22 protein-coding genes are annotated in these 18,199 nt (G+C 72.6%); 12 read left to right on the forward strand and 10 right to left on the reverse strand.

Annotated features, from left to right (window positions below):
- Positions 1-3 precede the first annotated feature (3 nt).
- Positions 4-363, forward strand: coding sequence for a hypothetical protein (locus ACZ466_RS25095; RefSeq protein ID WP_378281593.1), 360 nt, complete (start codon positions 4-6; stop codon positions 361-363).
- 14 nt (positions 364-377) lie between these two features.
- Here ACZ466_RS25095 and ACZ466_RS25100 read toward each other — a convergent pair whose 3' ends face one another.
- Together ACZ466_RS25100 and ACZ466_RS25105 are read right to left on the reverse strand one after the other, a co-directional pair.
- Positions 378-1,277, reverse strand: coding sequence for a hypothetical protein (locus tag ACZ466_RS25100; protein ID WP_378281592.1), 900 nt, complete (start codon positions 1,275-1,277; stop codon positions 378-380).
- 144 nt (positions 1,278-1,421) lie between these two features.
- Positions 1,422-2,753: a hypothetical protein gene (locus tag ACZ466_RS25105; protein ID WP_378281591.1), complete on the reverse strand. Its 1,332-nt coding sequence runs from the start codon at positions 2,751-2,753 to the stop codon at positions 1,422-1,424.
- 459 nt (positions 2,754-3,212) lie between these two features.
- On the opposite strand from ACZ466_RS25105, the gene ACZ466_RS25110 reads away from it, so the two are divergent.
- Together ACZ466_RS25110 and ACZ466_RS25115 are read left to right on the forward strand one after the other, a co-directional pair.
- The gene (locus tag ACZ466_RS25110; protein ID WP_378281590.1) at positions 3,213-4,463 is read left to right on the forward strand and encodes a Mur ligase family protein; all 1,251 of its coding nucleotides are present in this window, start codon (positions 3,213-3,215) and stop codon (positions 4,461-4,463) included.
- Positions 4,447-5,172 carry a type 1 glutamine amidotransferase gene (locus ACZ466_RS25115; RefSeq protein ID WP_464043960.1) on the forward strand — a complete coding sequence of 242 codons (726 nt, stop codon included), beginning with the start codon at positions 4,447-4,449 and terminating at the stop codon, positions 5,170-5,172. The genes ACZ466_RS25110 and ACZ466_RS25115 overlap by 17 nt, the downstream gene beginning before the upstream one ends.
- 31 nt (positions 5,173-5,203) lie before the next feature.
- Here ACZ466_RS25115 and ACZ466_RS25120 read toward each other — a convergent pair whose 3' ends face one another.
- Positions 5,204-6,223 carry a TerC family protein gene (locus ACZ466_RS25120; RefSeq protein ID WP_378281588.1) on the reverse strand — a complete coding sequence of 340 codons (1,020 nt, stop codon included), beginning with the start codon at positions 6,221-6,223 and terminating at the stop codon, positions 5,204-5,206.
- Positions 6,224-6,300: 77 nt separating this feature from the next.
- On the reverse strand, positions 6,301-6,663 hold the full coding sequence (locus tag ACZ466_RS25125) for a DsrE family protein (RefSeq protein ID WP_378281587.1): 363 nt from the start codon (positions 6,661-6,663) through the stop codon (positions 6,301-6,303).
- 154 nt (positions 6,664-6,817) lie between these two features.
- On the opposite strand from ACZ466_RS25125, the gene ACZ466_RS25130 reads away from it, so the two are divergent.
- From ACZ466_RS25130 to ACZ466_RS25145, 4 genes are all read left to right on the forward strand, one after another.
- On the forward strand, positions 6,818-7,303 hold the full coding sequence (locus ACZ466_RS25130; RefSeq protein WP_378281586.1) for a heme-binding beta-barrel domain-containing protein: 486 nt from the start codon (positions 6,818-6,820) through the stop codon (positions 7,301-7,303).
- 310 nt (positions 7,304-7,613) lie between these two features.
- Entirely contained in the window at positions 7,614-8,042 is a 429-nt protein-coding gene (locus ACZ466_RS25135; RefSeq protein WP_378281585.1) for a Fur family transcriptional regulator, read from the forward strand.
- A 39-nt stretch (positions 8,043-8,081) separates the two neighbouring features.
- A complete protein-coding gene (ygfZ, locus tag ACZ466_RS25140; RefSeq protein ID WP_378281584.1) occupies positions 8,082-9,083 on the forward strand; it encodes a CAF17-like 4Fe-4S cluster assembly/insertion protein YgfZ in 1,002 nt (333 codons plus the stop codon).
- A gap of 80 nt (positions 9,084-9,163) precedes the next feature.
- Positions 9,164-9,667 (forward strand): hypothetical protein, encoded by a 504-nt coding sequence (locus tag ACZ466_RS25145; RefSeq protein ID WP_378281583.1) that lies wholly within the window; start codon positions 9,164-9,166, stop codon positions 9,665-9,667.
- Here the strand turns inward: ACZ466_RS25145 and dtd are convergent.
- Positions 9,664-10,095 carry a D-aminoacyl-tRNA deacylase gene (gene dtd / locus ACZ466_RS25150; RefSeq protein WP_378281582.1) on the reverse strand — a complete coding sequence of 144 codons (432 nt, stop codon included), beginning with the start codon at positions 10,093-10,095 and terminating at the stop codon, positions 9,664-9,666. The two genes, ACZ466_RS25145 and dtd, sit on opposite strands and share 4 nt — an antisense overlap.
- Before the next feature lie 19 nt (positions 10,096-10,114).
- Between dtd and ACZ466_RS25155 the strand changes: the two genes are divergently transcribed.
- Positions 10,115-10,942: a beta-keto acid cleavage family enzyme gene (locus tag ACZ466_RS25155; protein WP_378281581.1), complete on the forward strand. Its 828-nt coding sequence runs from the start codon at positions 10,115-10,117 to the stop codon at positions 10,940-10,942.
- 78 nt (positions 10,943-11,020) lie between these two features.
- Here the strand turns inward: ACZ466_RS25155 and ACZ466_RS25160 are convergent, their stop codons facing one another.
- The 5 genes from ACZ466_RS25160 to ACZ466_RS25180 all read right to left on the reverse strand — a co-directional run bounded on the left by ACZ466_RS25160 (position 11,021) and on the right by ACZ466_RS25180 (position 15,491).
- Positions 11,021-11,287: a hypothetical protein gene (locus ACZ466_RS25160; RefSeq protein WP_378281580.1), complete on the reverse strand. Its 267-nt coding sequence runs from the start codon at positions 11,285-11,287 to the stop codon at positions 11,021-11,023.
- Positions 11,288-11,404: 117 nt separating this feature from the next.
- Complete coding sequence (locus ACZ466_RS25165) at positions 11,405-12,646, reverse strand: CynX/NimT family MFS transporter (RefSeq protein ID WP_378281579.1); 1,242 nt, start codon at positions 12,644-12,646, stop codon at positions 11,405-11,407.
- Positions 12,643-13,356, reverse strand: a complete 714-nt coding sequence (locus ACZ466_RS25170; protein WP_378281578.1) for a FadR/GntR family transcriptional regulator — start codon at positions 13,354-13,356, stop codon at positions 12,643-12,645. The genes ACZ466_RS25165 and ACZ466_RS25170 overlap by 4 nt, the downstream gene beginning before the upstream one ends.
- A 65-nt stretch (positions 13,357-13,421) precedes the next feature.
- The gene (locus ACZ466_RS25175; protein ID WP_378281577.1) at positions 13,422-13,658 is read right to left on the reverse strand and encodes a hypothetical protein; all 237 of its coding nucleotides are present in this window, start codon (positions 13,656-13,658) and stop codon (positions 13,422-13,424) included.
- A gap of 60 nt (positions 13,659-13,718) precedes the next feature.
- Entirely contained in the window at positions 13,719-15,491 is a 1,773-nt protein-coding gene (locus ACZ466_RS25180; RefSeq protein WP_378281576.1) for a DUF2207 domain-containing protein, read from the reverse strand.
- Between the two features lie 123 nt (positions 15,492-15,614).
- On the opposite strand from ACZ466_RS25180, the gene ACZ466_RS25185 reads away from it, so the two are divergent.
- The 4 genes from ACZ466_RS25185 (at position 15,615) to ACZ466_RS25200 (ending at position 18,190) form a co-directional block, all read left to right on the forward strand.
- On the forward strand, positions 15,615-16,586 hold the full coding sequence (locus ACZ466_RS25185) for a neutral zinc metallopeptidase (protein WP_378281575.1): 972 nt from the start codon (positions 15,615-15,617) through the stop codon (positions 16,584-16,586).
- Positions 16,587-16,746: 160 nt separating this feature from the next.
- On the forward strand, positions 16,747-17,274 hold the full coding sequence (locus ACZ466_RS25190; RefSeq protein WP_378281574.1) for a helix-turn-helix domain-containing protein: 528 nt from the start codon (positions 16,747-16,749) through the stop codon (positions 17,272-17,274).
- Entirely contained in the window at positions 17,271-17,735 is a 465-nt protein-coding gene (locus ACZ466_RS25195) for a hypothetical protein (RefSeq protein WP_378281573.1), read from the forward strand. Before ACZ466_RS25190 ends, ACZ466_RS25195 begins: the two co-directional genes overlap by 4 nt.
- 122 nt (positions 17,736-17,857) lie before the next feature.
- Positions 17,858-18,190, forward strand: coding sequence for a DUF2516 family protein (locus ACZ466_RS25200; protein ID WP_378281572.1), 333 nt, complete (start codon positions 17,858-17,860; stop codon positions 18,188-18,190).
- Positions 18,191-18,199 lie beyond the last annotated feature (9 nt).

Here is an 18,199-nt window from a genome sequence, read left to right on the forward strand (position 1 = left end):
GGTATGACGACCGAGCACGGCGGCGACCGGGGCATCGTGATCGGCGGCAGCGCCAGGGTCTCCGGCCAGATCGCCTCCGGCGACAGCGTGACGCAGAACCAGCAGGTCAACACCACCGTTGGAACCGAGGCGGCCGTGGCGCTGGACCGGGTCGAGCAGTTGCTGGACCAGTACGGCGAGCGGCTTCCCGAGGGCGCCAGGGCGCGCCGCGACCTGGAGGACGTGCGCCGCGAGCTGGCCGAGACCGACCCCGACGAGGAGCGGATCGCGGGCGCCATGGAACGCCTGGGCCGTCGGGTCGCGGGCGTGGCCGTGCTCGCCGAGGCTGTGGGAGCGGCCCTTGGAGCCCTCGGCTTCCGCTGAGCCGGGGAGGACGGTCAGATGTCGTCGGGGCCGCGGACGTCCAGGCCGGCCTTCTCGGCGTTGGGGCGCCAGTAGCCGATGAAGTCGCTCTTGGCCTGGCTGGCCTGGCCGTTGATGGGGGCGACGTCGTCGTCGGACGGGCAGCCGGGCGCCACGTCCAGGTAGCGCTGGTTGGACTGGACCGACGCCTCCAGGGCGCGGACGAGGGCGTCGCGCAGCGCGGTGCCGTTCTCCAGGGCGGAGACGTCGAGGGCCTTGGCCTTGCCGAGCTGCTCCTGCCGCTGGTTGCGGATGCGTTCGAGGCCGGCGGTCGTGCAGCCGGACGTGACGACGGAGCCCAGCTCGGAACGGGTGCTGGACATCTCGGTCAGCAGCGAGTCCACCTGGCCCGCCTGGCGGTTGAGGTCGGTGGCGTCGCCGGAGTCGCTCGGGGAGTCGCTGACCGGCTGGCTCTCCGACCCGGGGCTCTGCTCGCCCGCCGAGGCGGGGGTGTTGGCGGTGGGTGTGCCGGTGCCGCCGGAGCTCGGCCAGAACACGATGGCCAGCGCGATCGCGAGCAGCGCCACCACGCCGCCGCCGAGCAGGACGTAGGGGAGCGGGCTCTTCTTGCGGATCTGGTCGGGGTTCCAGATCTCCGGCTCGACCCACTGGTCGTTGTCCCACGGCTCGTCCGACAGCGAGATGGTGGTCTCGCCGTCCCGGTCCCCGTGGGGCGGCATCGGGGGCGGCGGCGAGGACGCGGGCGGGGGCGAGGACGGCCAGCACCCCGGGTCGCCGGCCGGACCGCCGCCGGACGGGCCCCAGGGCGGGGGCGCGGGGGAACCGAGTGGACCGTGCGGGTACTGCCCCGGGTCGGGGGCGGTGGCGTCGCCCTGGTCCCCGAGGGGCGCGTTGCACCGCGTGCAGCGCGGCAAGGCCGGGGTCGTGTCGCTACCGCAGTTGGGGCACCGCATCCCTAGACCCTCCCCGTGAAGCTCGACGCACACAACATACTGTGCCCGCGCCGGAACGGCCGCCCTCTGGGGACGGTGAGCAATCCGGTTGTTACCGGACCCCTGCTACAGACCGTTCCAGATGCGCGGCGGCAGCGAGTGGGTCTTGGCGACCGGGTTCCACAGCGTGACGAACTGCTTCTTGGCGATGGTCGCCTTGCGTTCGGCGGTGATTCGGCCGGGCGCGCGGGACACGTCGGGGCGGGGCTTGCCGCGGCACTTCTTCTTGGCCGCGCCGGCCCAGACGAGCAGCCGCTGGTCGGCTTCGAGCGACGCCTGGAACGCCTGCCGCAGGGTCACCCGCATCCGCTCGCCGTTGCGCATCTGGTCGAGCTTGAGGCCCTGGGTGCGGCGGACCTGGTTGGTGCGGCGCTGCGCGACGACCTGGAAGCCCTTGATGGCGGCGGGCAGGGTCTCGCACTTGGCGGTGCCGCGGAGCGCGGCGGACAGCTGCCGCTTGGTGGCGGCGCTGTCGTTCAGCAGCTTGTTGACCTCGACGGCCTGCTGGCGGGCCGCCGGCGGGATCGGCTGCTTCTGCGCCACCTGCGTGTTGCTGGGCGCGGGGGTGGACGGCTTGGCGGCCGGGGGCTTCTTCTCCTCCCCGCTGGGCCACAGCACCAGCCCGACGGAGACCAGCGCCACCACGACGAGGGCGGAGACGGTGATGAGGAGCGGCTTGCTCGCCTTGCCGGACGAACCGCTCGGCGGCGGCGGGTAGCCGGGCATGCCTCCGGGCCCCATGCCTCCGGGCGGCCCCATGTCGTTGCCCATCGGCCCCTGAGGACCGCCGTAGGGCCCCTGCGAGCCGTACGGGTTCATCGGCGGGCCGAGGGACGAGTCGGGCGGGCCCATCGGCGGGCCCATGTTCATGTAGGGCTGGTCGAGTTGGGTGGCGTGGGCCGGGCCCTGGGCCTTCGGGTACGGGGAGTCGAGCATCGTCGTGTCCCCGGAGTCGGCGCCGGGCTGCGGTGCCCACTGCTGGAGGCCCTGGTCCGGTGCCTGCTGGTCGTCGGGCTTGCGGGGACGGGCGTACCACGACTCCGGCACGATCGACTCGGACCCGCTCGGCTCGGCCGGGGCGGGCGGAGCAGGTGGCGCGGGCGGAGCGGGCGGCTGCTCGGCCGCCGCCCCCCAGGCGGGCGGCGGTGGCGGCGGGGCCGCCGCGAAACCGCCGCTGTCGTCGGAGGCGTCGAACGCCCACGGGGCGGTCGACTCGCTGGGCGAGTCGGCGATGTTCGGCGTCCCCGCCAGCGGCAGCGCGCCGGAGCCGGGCGGGGCCGGCGGGGCCGCCTCGGACGTCCAGGACGGGTTGGGCGGCGGCACCACCATCGTCTTGTCGCCGATCGCCTCGGCATCCGGGTCGGCCTTGGGCAGGGCCGACGGGTCGGCCATCGGCATCGGCGCTCCCAGGGGCACCCCCGGCTGGTCGATCGGCGCGTTGCAGTTCGAACACCTGCCGAGCGTCCCGGGCGTGTTCGTACCGCACGTCGGACACTGCATCGTTCAGACCTCGCCTTGTCGCCGCCTTCGCCCGCCGGAGTAGGGACGGGTCTTCCCCCGCCGGACCGCAGGGCTCCCGACAAAGTACTGGGTAACGCCGCTTCTGGGCGCGGACATGGGGATCTGAGACCCCATTGTGCCGCCGCTGCCGGGGGTCGCACCGAATCATGACATCTCAGGACAGGTCAAGATCTGTCGGGTTGGTTTACGAGAAGTCATGTGATATTCATCCCATTCCCGGGGACGCCCCCGGGTGATCACCGCCACCCTCCGTCCCCGCCATGCCGCTACGGGAGTGCGCCGTAACGGCTAGGCTCGGAACGGTTTCAGAGGCCCAAACCGGAGAAGACGGAGTCCATGAGCGATCTTCCGCTGCGTTCGCAGCTGGCCGTCGCGCTCGGCCGGACGGCCGCGAGGATGTCCCGGCTGGCGGGCCGGGGTGACGGATCGGTGATCGGGGGCCGGATCGGCCTGCGGCTCGATCCCGAGCTGCTGACCAGGCTGGCCCGGGACCGCAAGCTCGTCCTCGTCAGCGCCACCAACGGCAAGACGACGACCACCCGGCTGATCACCTCGGCGATGACGCCGCTGGGGGAGGTCGCCACCAACGCGTTCGGCGCGAACATGCCCACCGGCCATGTCTCCGCCCTCGCCTCCGCGCCCGGCGCCCGCTACGGCGTGCTGGAGTGCGACGAGAAGTACGTGCCGATGGTGCTCGCCGAGACCGGGGCCAACGTGGTCGCGCTGATGAACCTCAGCCGCGACCAGATGGACCGCGCCGCCGAGATCTGGCTGCTGGCCGGCAAGTGGCGCAAGGCGCTGGAGGCCAGCCCGCAGAGCCACGTCATCGCCAACTGCGACGATCCGCTGGTCACGTGGGGCGCCTCCACGGCCAAGAGCGTGACGTGGGTGGCCGCCGGCCAGCACTGGCGCGAGGACTCCTGGTGCTGCCCCGAGTGCGGCGGCCCGCTCGACCGCGAGGACACCGACGAGAACAGCAACTGGGCCTGCCGCGAGTGCCACTTCGCCCGGCCGCGTCCCGACTGGATCCTCAAGGGCGACCAGGTCACCGCGCCCGACGGCCGCGTCCTGCCGCTGTCGAGCCTGGCCCTGCCCGGCCGCGCCAACCGGTCCAACGCGGTGATCGCGCTCGCCGTCGTCGGCCAGTTCGGGGTGCCGCCGGAGCAGGCGCTGCCGCTGCTGAGCGAGGTCCGCTCGGTCGCCGGCCGCTACACCACGGTCGAGCACGAGGGCCGCCAGATCCGGCTGCTGCTGTCGAAGAACCCGGCGGGCTGGCTGGAGGCGTTCGACGTCCTGGAGCCCGCGCCCGGCCCGGTGGCGCTGTCGATCAACGCGCAGGGTCCGGACGGCCGCGACACCTCCTGGCTGTGGGACGTCGACTACCGCATCCTGCGCGGCCGCCCGGTCTGGGTCACCGGCGAGCGCCGGATCGACCTGGCCGCCCGGCTGGAGGCCGCCGAGGTGCAGTTCGCGGTGGTGGACGACATCGAGCAGGCCGTGATGGCCGTCCCCCCCGGCCGCCTCGACGTCATCGCCAACTACACAGCGTTCCAGGACATCCGAACGAGGTATGGCCGTGTCCTCTAACCGTCCACTGAAGATCGTCTGGATCTACCCCGACCTGCTCAGCACGTACGGGGACCAGGGCAACACCATCGTGCTGGAGCGGCGCGCCGCGCTGCGCGGCATCCCGACCGAGACCGTGAACGTGCGCTCCGACCAGCCGGTCCCGGCCGACGGCGACATCTTCCTGCTCGGCGGCGGCGAGGACCGCCCGCAGATCCTGGCCGCGCACCGGCTGCGCCGGGACGGCGGCCTGGCGCAGGCGGTCGGCCGGGGCGCGGTGGTCTTCGCGGTGTGCGCCGGCTACCAGCTGCTCGGGCACGAGTTCGGCGGCGAGGAGGGCCAGCCCGTGCAGGGCCTGGGGCTGCTCGACCTCCGCAGCGGGCGGGGCGAGCGGCGCGCGGTCGGCGAGATCGTCGGGGACGTCTCCTCGGAGCTGAACGTCCCGCGCATCACCGGGTTCGAGAACCACCAGGGCGTCACCCAGCTGGGCCAGAACGTCAAGCCGTTCGCCAAGGTGCTCTCGGGCGTCGGGAACGGCACCGGCGGCTTCGAGGGCGCCTACAACGGCCACGTCCTCGGCACGTACATGCACGGCCCCGCCCTGGTGCGCAACCCGGGCCTGGCCGACCTGCTGCTGCGCTGGGCGGTGGGCCAGGAGCTCCAGCCGATCGACGACTCCTGGGCGGGCCGCCTCCGCGAAGAACGCCTGAACGCCGTCCTCCCCGCCTGACGCACCACGCGTACCCCGGGCCGCCGTGGTCTCACGCGGTCCGGGGGGCGGCCTCCTCCTCTTCCGGGCGCTTGCGCTTGCGGAGCGATCCGGCGTGCGCGCGTTCCTCCGGGTGGTTCCGTACGCGCAGGAAGCTGGCCACGGTCGTCACGGTGAGGATCAGCAGGATCACCACCAGCGACAGCGGGGTCGGGATCTCCGGGATCGCCTTGTTCACGTCCTCGTGCAGGAACAGCAGGATCAGCTTGACGCCGATGAACGCCAGGATCAGCGACAGGCCGATCGACAGGTACACCAGCCGTTCCAGCAGGCCCTCGATGAGGAAGAACAGGGCGCGCAGGCCCAGCAGCGCGAACGCGTTGGCGGTGAACACCAGGAACGGCTCGCTGGTCACGCCGAACACCGCCGGGATGGAGTCGAGCGCGAACAGCAGGTCGGTGCTGCCGATCGCGATGAGGACCAGCAGCAGCGGCGTCATCACGCGCCGGCCGTCCTCGTGCGCGAACATCCGGCCGCCGTGGAAGTCGGTGGTCACCGGCATGATCTTGCGGCTGCGCCGGACCAGCCAGTTGTCCTCGACCTCGGGTTCCTCGTTGCGGTGCCGCATCAGCTGGACGGCCGTCCAGATCAGCGCCAGCCCGAACAGCAGGAAGGTGAAGGAGAACATCATGATCGCGGCCGCGCCGACCGCGATGAAGATCGTCCGCAGGATCAGCGCCGCCGCGATGCCGAACAGCAGCACCTTCTGCTGGTACTCGGCGGGCACCTCGAACCGGGACAGGATGATGACGAAGACGAACAGGTTGTCGACCGACAGGCTCTTCTCGACGATCCAGCCGGCGAAGTACTCGGTGCCGGCCGTCCCGCCCGCCACGGCCAGCACGCCGAAGCCGAACAGGACCGCGACCGCGATGTAGAAGACCGACCAGAAGGCGGCCTCCCGCAGCCCCACGGCATGCGGGCGCCGCACGGCCACCAGGAGGTCGAAGACGAACAGGGCGACGATCAGTGCGATCGTCGCCACCCAGGCCCACAGGGGGATCTCGATCACGCCGCTTCACTCCCTCCCCACGGTCTGCTTATGTCCGTTCGGGGGGAGATCAACCGCCAAGGACAGGTAAGTGCGGCTCAGTAGACGAGGGCCTGGGTGCCCTCGGTGGTGATCTCCTCGACGAAGGTGGGGGCGCCGGCGATGCGGACGCCGGGGATGACGTCGTCCGGCCCGATCTCGCGGCGGGCCGCGCACTGCGTGCAGACGGTGACGCGGCCGGCGGACAGCACGGCGGCCAGGAGGTCCTCCAGCGGGGTGGCGTGCGGCAGCCGGAACTCCTCGGCGCGGCCCGGCAGCGCGAACCAGGTGGACTCGCCGGTCAGCCACAGCGAGACCGGCACCCCGCTGGCGACGGCCGCCGCCGCCACCGTGAAGGCCTGGTTGCACCGCTCGGGTCCGTCCAGTCCCGCCGTCGCCTTGATCACCAGAGATCTCGCCATACCGCGAGGGTAACCCTTAGGGTCGGGACCCGTGGGGATGGTGAACGCGGGAGTCCTGATCCTGTTCTGCGGCCTGGTCGCGCTGGCCGCGGTGTTGCTCGTCGTCCGGCTGGCCCGGCTCAAGTAGCCCGCGGCGCCGATACGCTCGATGCCCATGGAGCCTGAGCTGCACCCCGACCTCGAACCCCTGGAGTTCCTGCTCGGTACGTGGGAGGGCGCCGGTGTCGGCGGCTATCCCACGATCGAGGGGTTCCGCTTCGGGCAGGAGGTCTCCTTCACCCATATCGGGAAGCCGTTCCTGGTGTACGCCAGCCGCACCTGGCTGCTGGAGGAGGACGGTTCGCTGGGCCGCCCGCTGGCCACCGAGACCGGCTACTGGCGTCCCCGGCCCGGCCACCAGGTCGAGGTCACGCTGGCGCATCCGACGGGCATCGTCGAGATCTACGTGGGGAACGTGGCGTTCAACCGGGTGGAGCTGGTGACGGACGTGGTGGCGCGCACCGAGAGCGCCAAGGAGGTCGTCGGCGGGAAGCGGCTGTACGGGCTGATCGGCGAGGACCTGGGCTGGGCGTACGACATGGCGGCGATGGGCCAGGACCTCCAGTCGCACCTCTCGGCGCAGCTCAAGCGGGTCTCCTGACCCCCTGAAAAAACGATCCCCGGACCTTCCCGCCGGGCGGCGGGGCGATGGACAGGACTGGTCCATCTGGTCCGGGGATCGGGTAACTGCCTGGTATTCGCCGGTCACCGACCGGCTGCACCGCCTCCATGGGAGACGGGTACGAGGCGGAACGGCGACTAGCGGACAGTCACCTCGCGAGTCCCAGAATCAATCACGATTTTGGACCACCTCCTTTCGCGCGTACTCGCACGTTATGCGAGGGTCCGCGATCTGGGCAAGCAGGTTTTTCCCGATCTCATCGGTGACCCCGGGCACATAGACTCAGAGCATGTCCGAGACGTGGCAGGAGGAGCTGCGGGCCAAGGGGTACCGCGTCACCCCGCAGCGCCAGCTGGTGCTGGAGGCGGTGGCCAACCTCGAACACGCGACCCCGGAGGAGATCTGCACCGAGGTGCAGCGCACCGCCCGCGGGGTCAACATCTCCACCATCTACCGCACGCTGGAGCTCCTGGAGGAGCTCGGGCTCGTCAAGCACGCCCACCTGGGGCACGGCCCGCCCAACTACCACCTGGCCGCCAACGCCGAGCACATCCATCTGGTGTGCCGCGAGTGCGGGACGGTCAACGACGTCGATCCGGAGGCCGCGGCCGGGCTGGCGGGGCGGCTGGAGGGCGCGTTCGGGTTCGAGACCGACGTGCACCATCTGACCGTGTACGGGCGGTGCCGGGAGTGCCGTCCCGAGAACGCGGCGACCTGAACGGACGCGTCCGCCCTCGCGGCGCATAATCTGGGCTTCATGGAGAGCCCGCTGTCGCAGTTGCCCGGGGCCGTTCGCGCGGACGCGCCCGACCAGGAGATCGCCGCCCACTACGGTGAGCCGGCGCACGAACAGCGCGCCCTGGAGGCGGGGACGGGGTTCGTCGACCGGAGCAACCGGGGGGTCGTCCGGGTGTCGGGGCCCGACCGGCTGGGCTGGCTGCACAGCCTGCTGAGCCAGCATATGGAGCATCTCGCGCCGAACGAGCCGACCCAGGCGCTGCTGCTGAGCCCCCACGGCCACGTGGAGCACCACCTGCACCTGGTGGACGACGGCGAGGCCGTGTGGGCGCACGTGGAGCCGGGCACCGCGCCGGCGCTGGCCGAGTTCCTCGACCGGATGCGGTTCATGCGGCAGGTGGAGGTCGAGGACGTCAGCGACGCCTACGCCGTGGTGACCGTCCCGGAGGGCGCCAAGGTGGCGGGGGCGGCGCCGGACATGCCGGACGTGGCCGGGCTGGTGGCGCGGATCGTCCGGCGGGACGACCTGCCCGCTCTGGCGGAGGAGCTGCGCCCGGCCGGGATGTGGGCGTACGAGGCGCTGCGGATCGCCGAGCACCGGGCCCGTTTCGGGCTGGACACCGACCACCGCTCGATCCCGCACGAGATGGGCTGGATCGAGGAGGCGGTGCACCTGGAGAAGGGGTGCTACCGGGGGCAGGAGACCGTCGCCCGGGTGCACAACCTGGGCCGCCCGCCGCGCCGCCTGGTGTTCCTGCACCTGGACGGCAGCGTCGACCGGCTGCCCGCGCACGGCGACCCGGTGGAGGTCCCCGGCGGCCGTGCGGTCGGGTTCGTCGGGTCGGCGTCCCGCCACCACGAGCTGGGGCCGGTCGCGCTGGCGCTGGTCAAGCGGAACGTCCCGGTGGACGCCGAGCTGCTGGCCGGAGGGGTGGCCGCGGCGCAGGAGGTCGTGGTGTCCCCGGACACCGGAGCCAACGCCAAGATCGACTTTCGGCGACACGCGGCGAATCGAGGGTGAACCGGCTGGGACCCGGGCAAAATCGTCTTTCGTAGACGAAAGCTGTCCGGCCGCCCTCAGGGGAAGGTGGGTCCCGATCGATGGTCGCGACGCCGGGGAACGAGGAGCCACCGCTCCAGAGGCGCGGCGAACCGGGGCGCCGCCGGCGCCGCCGCCGCGAGTCGGCGCTGGTCTGGTGGGCGCTGTTCGGTGCGTGGGCGGCGCTGTCGTGGTGGCTGTGGTCGTGGCGGATGGCGCTGCTGGGCCTGCTGGGGTGGTGCCTGTACCAGCTCATGCTGGTCCCGACGCTCTGCCGGGTGAGGACGCGGCAGGGCTTCTCGTGCCGGGAGCGGGCGCGGGGCCGCCTGTTCGCCTGCCGTGACGAGCACCAGCAGGTGAAGAACGACGCGCTGTGGCGGCTGGTCGGGATGCGGAACCGGTTCCGCCGCAAGGCCGCGCCGGACCCGAACCGGGAGACCGGCCAGGTCCTGGTGTCCCCGGCGGTGCGGGGACGGCTGGCGCAGGTCGACCGGCTGCTGATCCTGCTGGCCGCCGCCGGGACCCTCGTGACGGTCGCCGGGATGGTCTACGGCTACGCGGCCTAGCCGGGGATCTCGACGATCAGGGTGATCGGCCCGTCGTTGACGAGGGCGACCTGCATGTCGGCGCCGAAGACGCCGGTCTCCACCTTGGCGCCCAGCGCGCGCAGTTCGGCGACGACGGCGTCCACCAGCGGCTCGGCCACCTGGCCGGGCGCGGCCGCGATCCAGGTCGGGCGGCGGCCCTTGCGGGCGTCGCCGTACAGCGTGAACTGGCTGATCACCAGCAGCGGGGCGCCGACGTCGGAGCAGGACCGCTCGCCCTCCAGGATCCGCAGCCCCCACAGCTTGGCCGCCATCCTGCGGGCGTGTTCGGGCGTGTCGTCGTGCGTCACGCCGACCAGGACCAGCAGTCCCGGACCCTCGATCGCCCCGGCCACGCGACCCCCGACGGTCACGCTCGCCTCGCTCACCCTCTGGACTACAGCCCTCATGACCATGCATTCTGCCCGCATGGGAGCAACGACGCTCATCACGGTGGCCCCGACCGGCGCCGAGTCCGCGAAGGCGGACGTCCCGGCGCTGCCGGTCACCCTGGAGGAACTCGTCCAGACGGCCAAGGAGTGCGAGGCCGCGGGCGCGGCGGTGATCCACGTGCACATCCGGGACGGCGACGCCCGCCCGACGCTCGACCTGGCGCGGCTGCGCGACACCGTCCACGCGCTGCGGGAGGCGACGGGGCTGATCGTGCAGCTGTCCACGGGCGGGGCGGTCACCGATCCGTACGAGGACCGGCTCCGCGTCCTGGAGGCGGGCCCGGACGGCTGCTCGCTGACCTGCGGCACGGTCAACTTCGGCGACGAGGTCTTCATGAACCCGTGGCCGTTCATGGTGGAGCTGTACCGGCGCACCCAGGAGCTGCGGATCGTCCCGGAGTTCGAGCTGTTCGACCTGGGGCACGTCGCCGCGCTCCACAGGCTGCTGGACAAGCACGGTGCCCCGTACGGCGGGCACGTCCACTGCGACCTGGTGATGGGCGTTCCGGGGGGCATGCCCGGCGACGCACGTACCCTGGTCGCCGCCGTGGACGCGCTGCCGGAGGGCGCCACCTGGTCGGCCACGGGTGTGGGACGTACGAGCCTGCCCGTCATGTACGCGGCGCTCTCGGCGGGCGGCCACCTTCGCGTGGGCATGGAGGACACCCTCACCTACGCCAAGGGCCGCCCGGTGATCGCGAACGTCGAGCTCGTCGAACGCGCCGCCGAACTGGCCGCCCTGGCCCAGCGCCCGCCCATGTCCACCGCCGAAGCCCGGAGCCTTCTGGCCACGGAACGCCGCTGACCCCCCGAGGGTCGTCTCTCGCGATCAGGGGCGATCCGTCCCGCGCCCGGGGCGCCGGCCCCCGCCTGAGGCGCTCGCCTACTGCGGCATGTCCTTGTACTTGGTCTTGCCGGGCGGGTAGCTGTGCGAGTAGACGCCGGGCGTGTAGCGGTAGTAGCCGCCCTGCTCGGGTCCCCGGTGGGAGTCCTGGTCGTGGAACTTGTCGGGTTCGATCTTGCTGGATCCGGCGCGGCGGGTCATCCGCAGCCACATGACCAGGGCCACGACGAGGATCAGGGGGCCGATGACCAGGCCGATCCCGGCGGTGATGTGGACGGCGTTGGCGGCCAGGATCATCTTCTCCATGCGTGCCACCTCCAGGGGGAGACGTCGCGGGCCCAGGGACGGGCCCGCGAAGGTCAAATCCCCCGAAAACGGGCGCGCATGCATGGTCTCGGCGTCTGCCGCCCAGCCCTTGAACTGTTATCTACCTCTTTGCGGTGAGATTTCGGGACTCGCCGGGGCGGGGGCGGGCGGCGGGGCGCCGGAGCCGATCGTGCGGTCCCGTCCGGCGGCCAGCCCCGGGACGGCCAGCGCGGCGGTGACCGCGAGCACGGCGACGATCGGCACGTTCCAGCCGTGCGTCGCGTCGTACAGGGCGCCCACGGCCAGCGGCCCGAGCGCGGCGATCACGTAGCCGCAGCCCTGCGCCATCCCGGACAGCTGGACGGCGACGCGGGCGTCGTGCGCGCGCAGGCCGATGAGCGACAGCGCGGTGGCGAATCCGACGCCCTGCCCGACGCCGAGCACCGACGCCCACAGCCACGACGACCCGACCGGAGCCCACGTCACCCCGGCGAACCCGGTCAGGGTCAGCGAGACCGCGATGAGGACGAGCGGGCGCTGGTCGCGCATCCGCCGCGCCAGCAGCGGCATCGCCAGGGAGCCGAACGCCTGGAGCAGGTTGCTCAGCGCGAACACGTATCCGGCGGTCGCCTCCGGCATGCCGCGGTCCTGGAGGATCGTCGCCAGCCATCCGACGGTCACGTACGCCAGCAGCGACTGGACGCCCATGAAGAAGGTCACGTGCCAGGCCAGCCGGGAACGCCAGACGGCCGCCGCCCCGCCCGCCGTGGCCCCGGGGGCCGCGGACGGCGCGGGGGCGCGCAGCAGCCGGGGCAGCCAGGCCAGCCCGGCGAGGGAGGCGGGCAGCGCGAGCAGGGCCAGCGGGAGCCGCCAGTCGCTGTCCAGGGCGTGCTCGATCGGGATGACCACGGCGGCCGACGTCGCGGCGCTGGTCGTGATCGCGACCGTGTAAACCGAGGTGACCAGGGTGATCGAGGTGGGGTGGTCGCGCTTGATGATGGCCGGTATCGCGATGTTGCCGACGCTGATGGCGATCCCGGCGACCAGCGACCCGGCGAACAGCGCGGCGGGGGCGTCCAGGAGCCGCAGCAGCAGCGCCGCCACCAGCAGTCCCATGCTGGTGACCAGGAGCGTCTCGCTGCGCGGGGAGCGCCGCAGGAACGGGGCGACCAGCCCGTAGGCGCCGAAGAACAGCAGCGGGAGGGTGGTGAGCGCGCCGGCCGCGGTCCCGGACAGGTCGAAGTCGCGCTGGATCTCGGTCAGCAGCGGCCCGACCGCCACGATCGCCGGGCGCAGGTTGACCGCGACCAGGACGAGCAGCAGCAGGTGCAGCGCGGTGGTCGCGCGGCGGCCGCTCACCGCTCCTCCGGCCGTTCGGAACCGGTGACCAGGTCCTCCAGGACGGCCAGTGTGGGTTCGACGACCGCCGCGGCGGCGCGGGCGGCGGCGTCGGGGTCGCCGGCGGCGACGGCGTCCAGCACGGCCCGGTGCGCGGCGGGCCCGGCCTCGGGGACCTCCCGGTCGAGCCGGATGGCGCGCATGGAGTCGCTGAGCCGGTCGAGGAAGAACCGGTGCGCCTCGATGAGGACGGGGTTGCGGGCGGCCTCGACGACGGCGGAGTGGAAGCGGGCGTCGGCCGCGCCGAACGTCCCGGCGTCGGTGGCCTCGTCGCGGGCGGACAGCAGCACGGCCAGCCGGTCGAGGTCCTCGGGGGTGCGGCGGCGGGCGGCGAGGCGGGCGGCCTGCACGTCGTAGGCGAGCTGGACCTCGAACACGTCCCGCAGCGTCGCGCGGGCCATCCGCCGCAGCAGCGGGCGCGGGTCGGCGCTGCTGCGCACGTAGGTGCCGTCGCCGCGGCGCACCTCCAGGACGCCGACGTGGGAGAGGGCGCGGATGGCCTCGCGCACGGCCGGGCGGCTGACGCCCAGCTGGGCGGCGAGGTCGTGCTCGCCGGGGATGCGCTGGCCGACCCGCCAGCCGCCGCCGCTGACCTGGGCCTGCAGCTGGTCGAGGACGGCGTCGACGGTGGATCCGCCGGGAACGGGGCTCAGCGCCACGGGGCCTCCCATCGGTCAGATGTCATACATCTTACGGATGGAGTCCAGCGTCCCCGCGGACGCCCGCCGCCGGACGGTCAGTCGCCGGAGCGGGGCGCCTCGTCGCGGCGGCTGCGCTGGGACGGATCGCCCTCGATCACGCCGCCCTGCACCACCCCCCGGTGCGCGGACGCGCCGCGCATCCGGTCGATGCGGGCCCGCTTGCGCGCCGCGTACGCGGTCAGGCCCAGCCAGAAGGCCAGCGCCAGGGCGATGACAAGGGGGCCGACGATGAGCAGGGTGGTGTCCCCGACAGGGGAAGCGTCGGCAAGCATGTGGTCACACCTCCACCAAGGCCCCTACCCGGCATGACCACACGAACCGTCCCTGAACCCTCACAACCCCCGGGACTGGGAGATCGATCCCGAGGTGGCCAGCGTGAACGTGCGCATCGACTCGGCGAACTTCGACAGGTCCCACTCGGCCGGGCCCTCGTACCAGTACAGGTTGTCGGCGCCCTCGGCCCGCTCGCCCGCGTCCTCGACCGTCTCGGCCCACTTCGGCACCACGTCGAACACCACCGCGTACGGCAGGAAGCGGGAGAACAGCGCGATCCGCTGCCGGGCGCCCAGCGCGTGCCCGTCCGGCAGCCCGGCGCCGTCGGGGATCTCGCCGCGCTCCAGGAACGCGCGGAACCCGATGGTGTGCGCCAGCACGGTGGAGCCGCGCGCGGTCTTGGCCGGCATGTACTGCCCGCCGTAGGCCAGCGCCGCCCCCGCGATGATCACCGCCAGCCCGACCAGCGCCAGGTCGGTGGTCAGCGCCAGCGCGATCGTGCCGGCCACGCCCAGGCCGGTCAGCACCATCCCGGCGATCGTCCAGCGGGACCGGACGGTGTCGGGACGGCGCGCGAACCAGCCCTGCTCGACCACGTCGTCGTACATCGCCGACCGGACCCGGGCCAGCTGGGTCGCGAACGTCCCGCCCAGCTCCGACAGCTTCACCGATTCGCGCGGCTCCCCGCCCGGACCGGTGAACAGCGCCTCCAGCAGCAGCCGCTCGTACTTCAGCAGGTCGTCGGGGGCCTGCCGGTCGAGCTTGCGCAGCGCCCAGTCCAGCCGGCCGGTGGTCGCCCGGTCCTCCTCCTCGATCAGCAGGTACCCGCGCACGGCCAGGTCGACGATGGTGGCGGTGACGTCGATGACGTCGGCGCGCTCGTCGACCAGCGTGCCGATCTGGCCGGGGCGCACGCCGTCCGGCGGCTCGAACTCCGCGCCGGCGACGGGCGCGTGGTCGCCCTCGGCGGCCTTGCGCACCACCACCCGGGCGTCCCGGCCGCGCAGCAGGTAGAGCCCGCCGATCCCGCCGGCCAGCAGGGCCAGCAGGCCGAGCAGGGCGGCGCCGGTGACGCCGTTCACCGAGAACGCGGTCGCCACGGTGCGGCGCCGCTCGTAGATGGGCGTGCCGCCGGTGGCGCCGCCGGGGAGGCCGACCACGACCGTGAGGTACTCGCCGGTCAGCATCTGCTGCTGGCTGAAGATCCCCTGCGTGTGGGTGTGGTTGGTGTAGAACTGCGTGCAGCCGATGGCGCTGCCCAGCGGGCCGGCGAAGCAGTTGACGTTGCGGATCATGGCGCCGCCGTCGACGGTGACGCGCGCCTCGTTCACCGGGACCTTCCAGCCGCCGACGGCCGTCCAGCGCAGTTCCTCGACCGAGCCCATCGGCGTCACCAGGCCGCGCACCTCGTAGTCGAGGACGACGGTGCGGCGGCCGGTGAGGGGGGCGTCGCCGGTGACCTTGACGAGGGTCCGGGTGCCGGTCTCCGACACCGCGACGCGGGTGGGCCCGCCGTCGGGGCTGGAGGCGCGGACGCCGCCGATCCGGAACACCCGGTCGTGGGTGACGCTCTCGTGCCGCCTGGTCACGAACGTGCGCTCCAGCGACCGCCCGCCGCCGAACTCGTAGGTGATGGTCTCCCTGATCCGCGCGACGGAGCCGGTGCCGACGCGCAGCGCCACCTCGTCCTTGATCACCCGTTCCGGTGCCGCCGCCGACGCGGGCGGCGCCCCGGCGGGCTCGTCGGCGGACGCCGCCGGGGTGGCGGCGAGCGGGGGAAGGAGGGCGGCGATGGCCAGGGACGCGACCATTGGCCGCAAGCGACCCAACATGGCCGCAAATCGTAGCGGCTGCGGGTGGACGGCCGGTGGGGCGCGGTGGTCCGCCGGGGGTCCCTGGCGCTGACCTGCGCGGTCGTTCCTTCCTCTTTGCCGCGTGTGCAATGATTTTCCGCTATGGCAGGCCATCGACCCCCACCGGCGCCCGCTCCGGCGGCACCGCGCGGCCTGCCGGACCGGGGTGCGCGAACGGTCTACCGGTACGAACCCCGCCGCCGCCCGCCGCGGCGGCGTGCCGCGGGCGCGGCGGCCGCGGGGGCCCTGGGCGGGCTGGCCGCCCTGGTGGTGGGGGTGGTGCTGGGCTTTACGGCGTTCGGCGGCGGGGACGGCGGGTTGACCGCATCCGGTCTGCGCCCCGGCGCGCCGGCGAGCCGCGAGGCGGCCACGCAGAGCCGCCTGTACGCGACGGGCGAGCTGACCCCGGTGAACTGCCGGCTGCCCGCCATCGACCCGGGCGCGGACTCGATGCGCCGGTTCATGAACATGCTCAGCGACTGCCTGGACACCTCCTGGCGCGCCCAGTTCGGCAAGGCGCGGATGCCCTACGGCCCGCCGAGCCGGGTCTTCTGGGACGCCCCGGGCCGCAGCCCGTGCGGGACGTACCCGAGTCCGGGCGCCTCGGCGTTCTACTGCCCGGCCAACAACACCATGTACGTGGGCATGGAGCACATCGTCGAGACCTCCGGCGGCGAGCCGCTGTCGAACTACGCGGTGTTCGCCCGGGTGGTCGCGCACGAGTACGCGCACCACGTCCAGGACCGCGCGGGGATCCTGCTGTACGGGCAGCAGGCGATGGAACGCGCCGAAGCGGTCGAGGCGCGCACCGAGACCAGCCGCCGCATCGAGTTGCAGGCGCAGTGCTTCGCGGGCGCGTTCCTGGGCGCGGAGCGGCGGACGCTGCCGATGACCCGCGCGCAGTACGAGGCGCTCCTCGCCGACGTGCGGGGCCGGGGGGACGAGCGGCAGCCGCCCGGCGAGCGCGACCACGGCTCGGGCCGCAACTACGCGGGCTGGGTCGTCAAGGGCTACCGCGACCAGCGGCTGGCGGTGTGCAACACCTGGACGGCGCCGTCCGCGGACGTAGACTGAAGGCACGCGTCCGGGAGGACGTCCGGGCTGGTCAGGGCCCCGGAGAGTAACGGCGATCACACCTCTGCGATCATGTGGTCACGGCATGTGAGCATCATCACGGCCGGGCGCCGGCCCGAGTGCTTGCAATTGCAAGCACCCATGACGCAGGGTGGAGGACATGGCGAGTTCGAAGGTCGGCTCGATCGGGGAGTACATCCGGGAGCAGCGCACGCGGGCGAAGATCTCGCTGCGCCAGCTCGCCGATGTCTCGGGGATCTCCAACCCGTACCTGAGCCAGATCGAGCGCGGCCTGCGCAAGCCGAGCGCCGAGATCCTGCAGCAGATCGCCAAGGGGCTGCGGATCTCCGCCGAGGTGCTGTACGTGCAGGCGGGGATCCTGGAGCACCGCGAGGCCGACACCGACGTGCAGGCCGCGGTGCGGTCCGACCTGATCCTGACCGAACGGCAGAAGCAGGTGCTGCTCGACATCTACGTCTCCTTCCTCAAGGAGAACGAGGCCGGTGAGGTCGCCGAGGCCGTCGAGGCGGTCGAGGCCGAAGAGGAAGCGGTCGAGGCCGGCGAGCAGGACGAGGCATCGCCAGAGACCCCGGGGGCGCGACAGGGCGCCCCGGAAGAAGAGGGAACGCACCGCCGGGCCCGGAAGAAGGGGCCGCGGAAGGAACAAGGAAAGGACGAGGTCGGATGACGCTTGCCAGCACGTTCCGCGACAACAAGGCGTTCTACACCGTCGCGGGCGCCGGCGATTTGGCCGCCGAGAAACTGCGCGAGATGCCCGAGCAGGTCGGCAGGGCGCGCGAGTCCGTCGACAGGTACCAGGGCGAGGTCCGCGGCAACCTCGACAAGTACCGCGATCAGGTCCGCGAGACCGTCGGCCGCTACCGCGGCGAGCTGCGCGACAACGTCGGCAGGCTCGAGGTCAGGGAGGTCCCGGGCGCCGCGGTGTCGTACGTGACCCAGGTGGGCACCCGTACCGCCGAGTTCATCGACGAGCTGGCCGAGCGCGGCAAGAAGGTCGTGCACCGCGAGGCCGCCGAGGTCGCCGAGATCACCGAACGGCCCGCGCCGAAGAGCCGCCCCGCGCAGCGTCGCAAGCCCGCGCAGTCGCGGACGAGGACGGGCACCGCCGCGAAGAAGAGCGGCAGCTGAGCCGCTCCGCGGGGGCGAACGGCCCCGAACGGATGAACAGGCCCGGCCGGGATCAACCGGCCGGGCTTCGTCGTTGACTAGGGTGGGCACACGGTCCACGGCGACAGAACGGGTGATCACGGATGTTGGAGGGGCTCGACTACTTCTTCTGGTTCCTGGCGATCGTCGCGTTCGTCTTCGAGGTCGTGGCCCTCGTCGACATCCTGCGGGTGCCCGAGGGCGCCTTCCCGGCGGCCGACAAGCAGACCAAGAAGCTCTGGCTGATCCTGCTGGTGGTGGCCGCCGTGGTGGGCCTGGGCGGGGCGACGAGGTTCCTGCACCTGCTGTCGTTCCTGCCGATCGCCGCGTTCATCGTGGCCGCGATCTACCTGGCGGACGTGAAGCCGGCGGTGAAGCCGTACAAGAACAAGGGCAAGGGCGGCAACTCCGGCTCCGGCCCGTACGGCCCCTGGTGAACCGGTAAG

This window comes from Actinomadura rugatobispora (genome assembly GCF_055379765.1).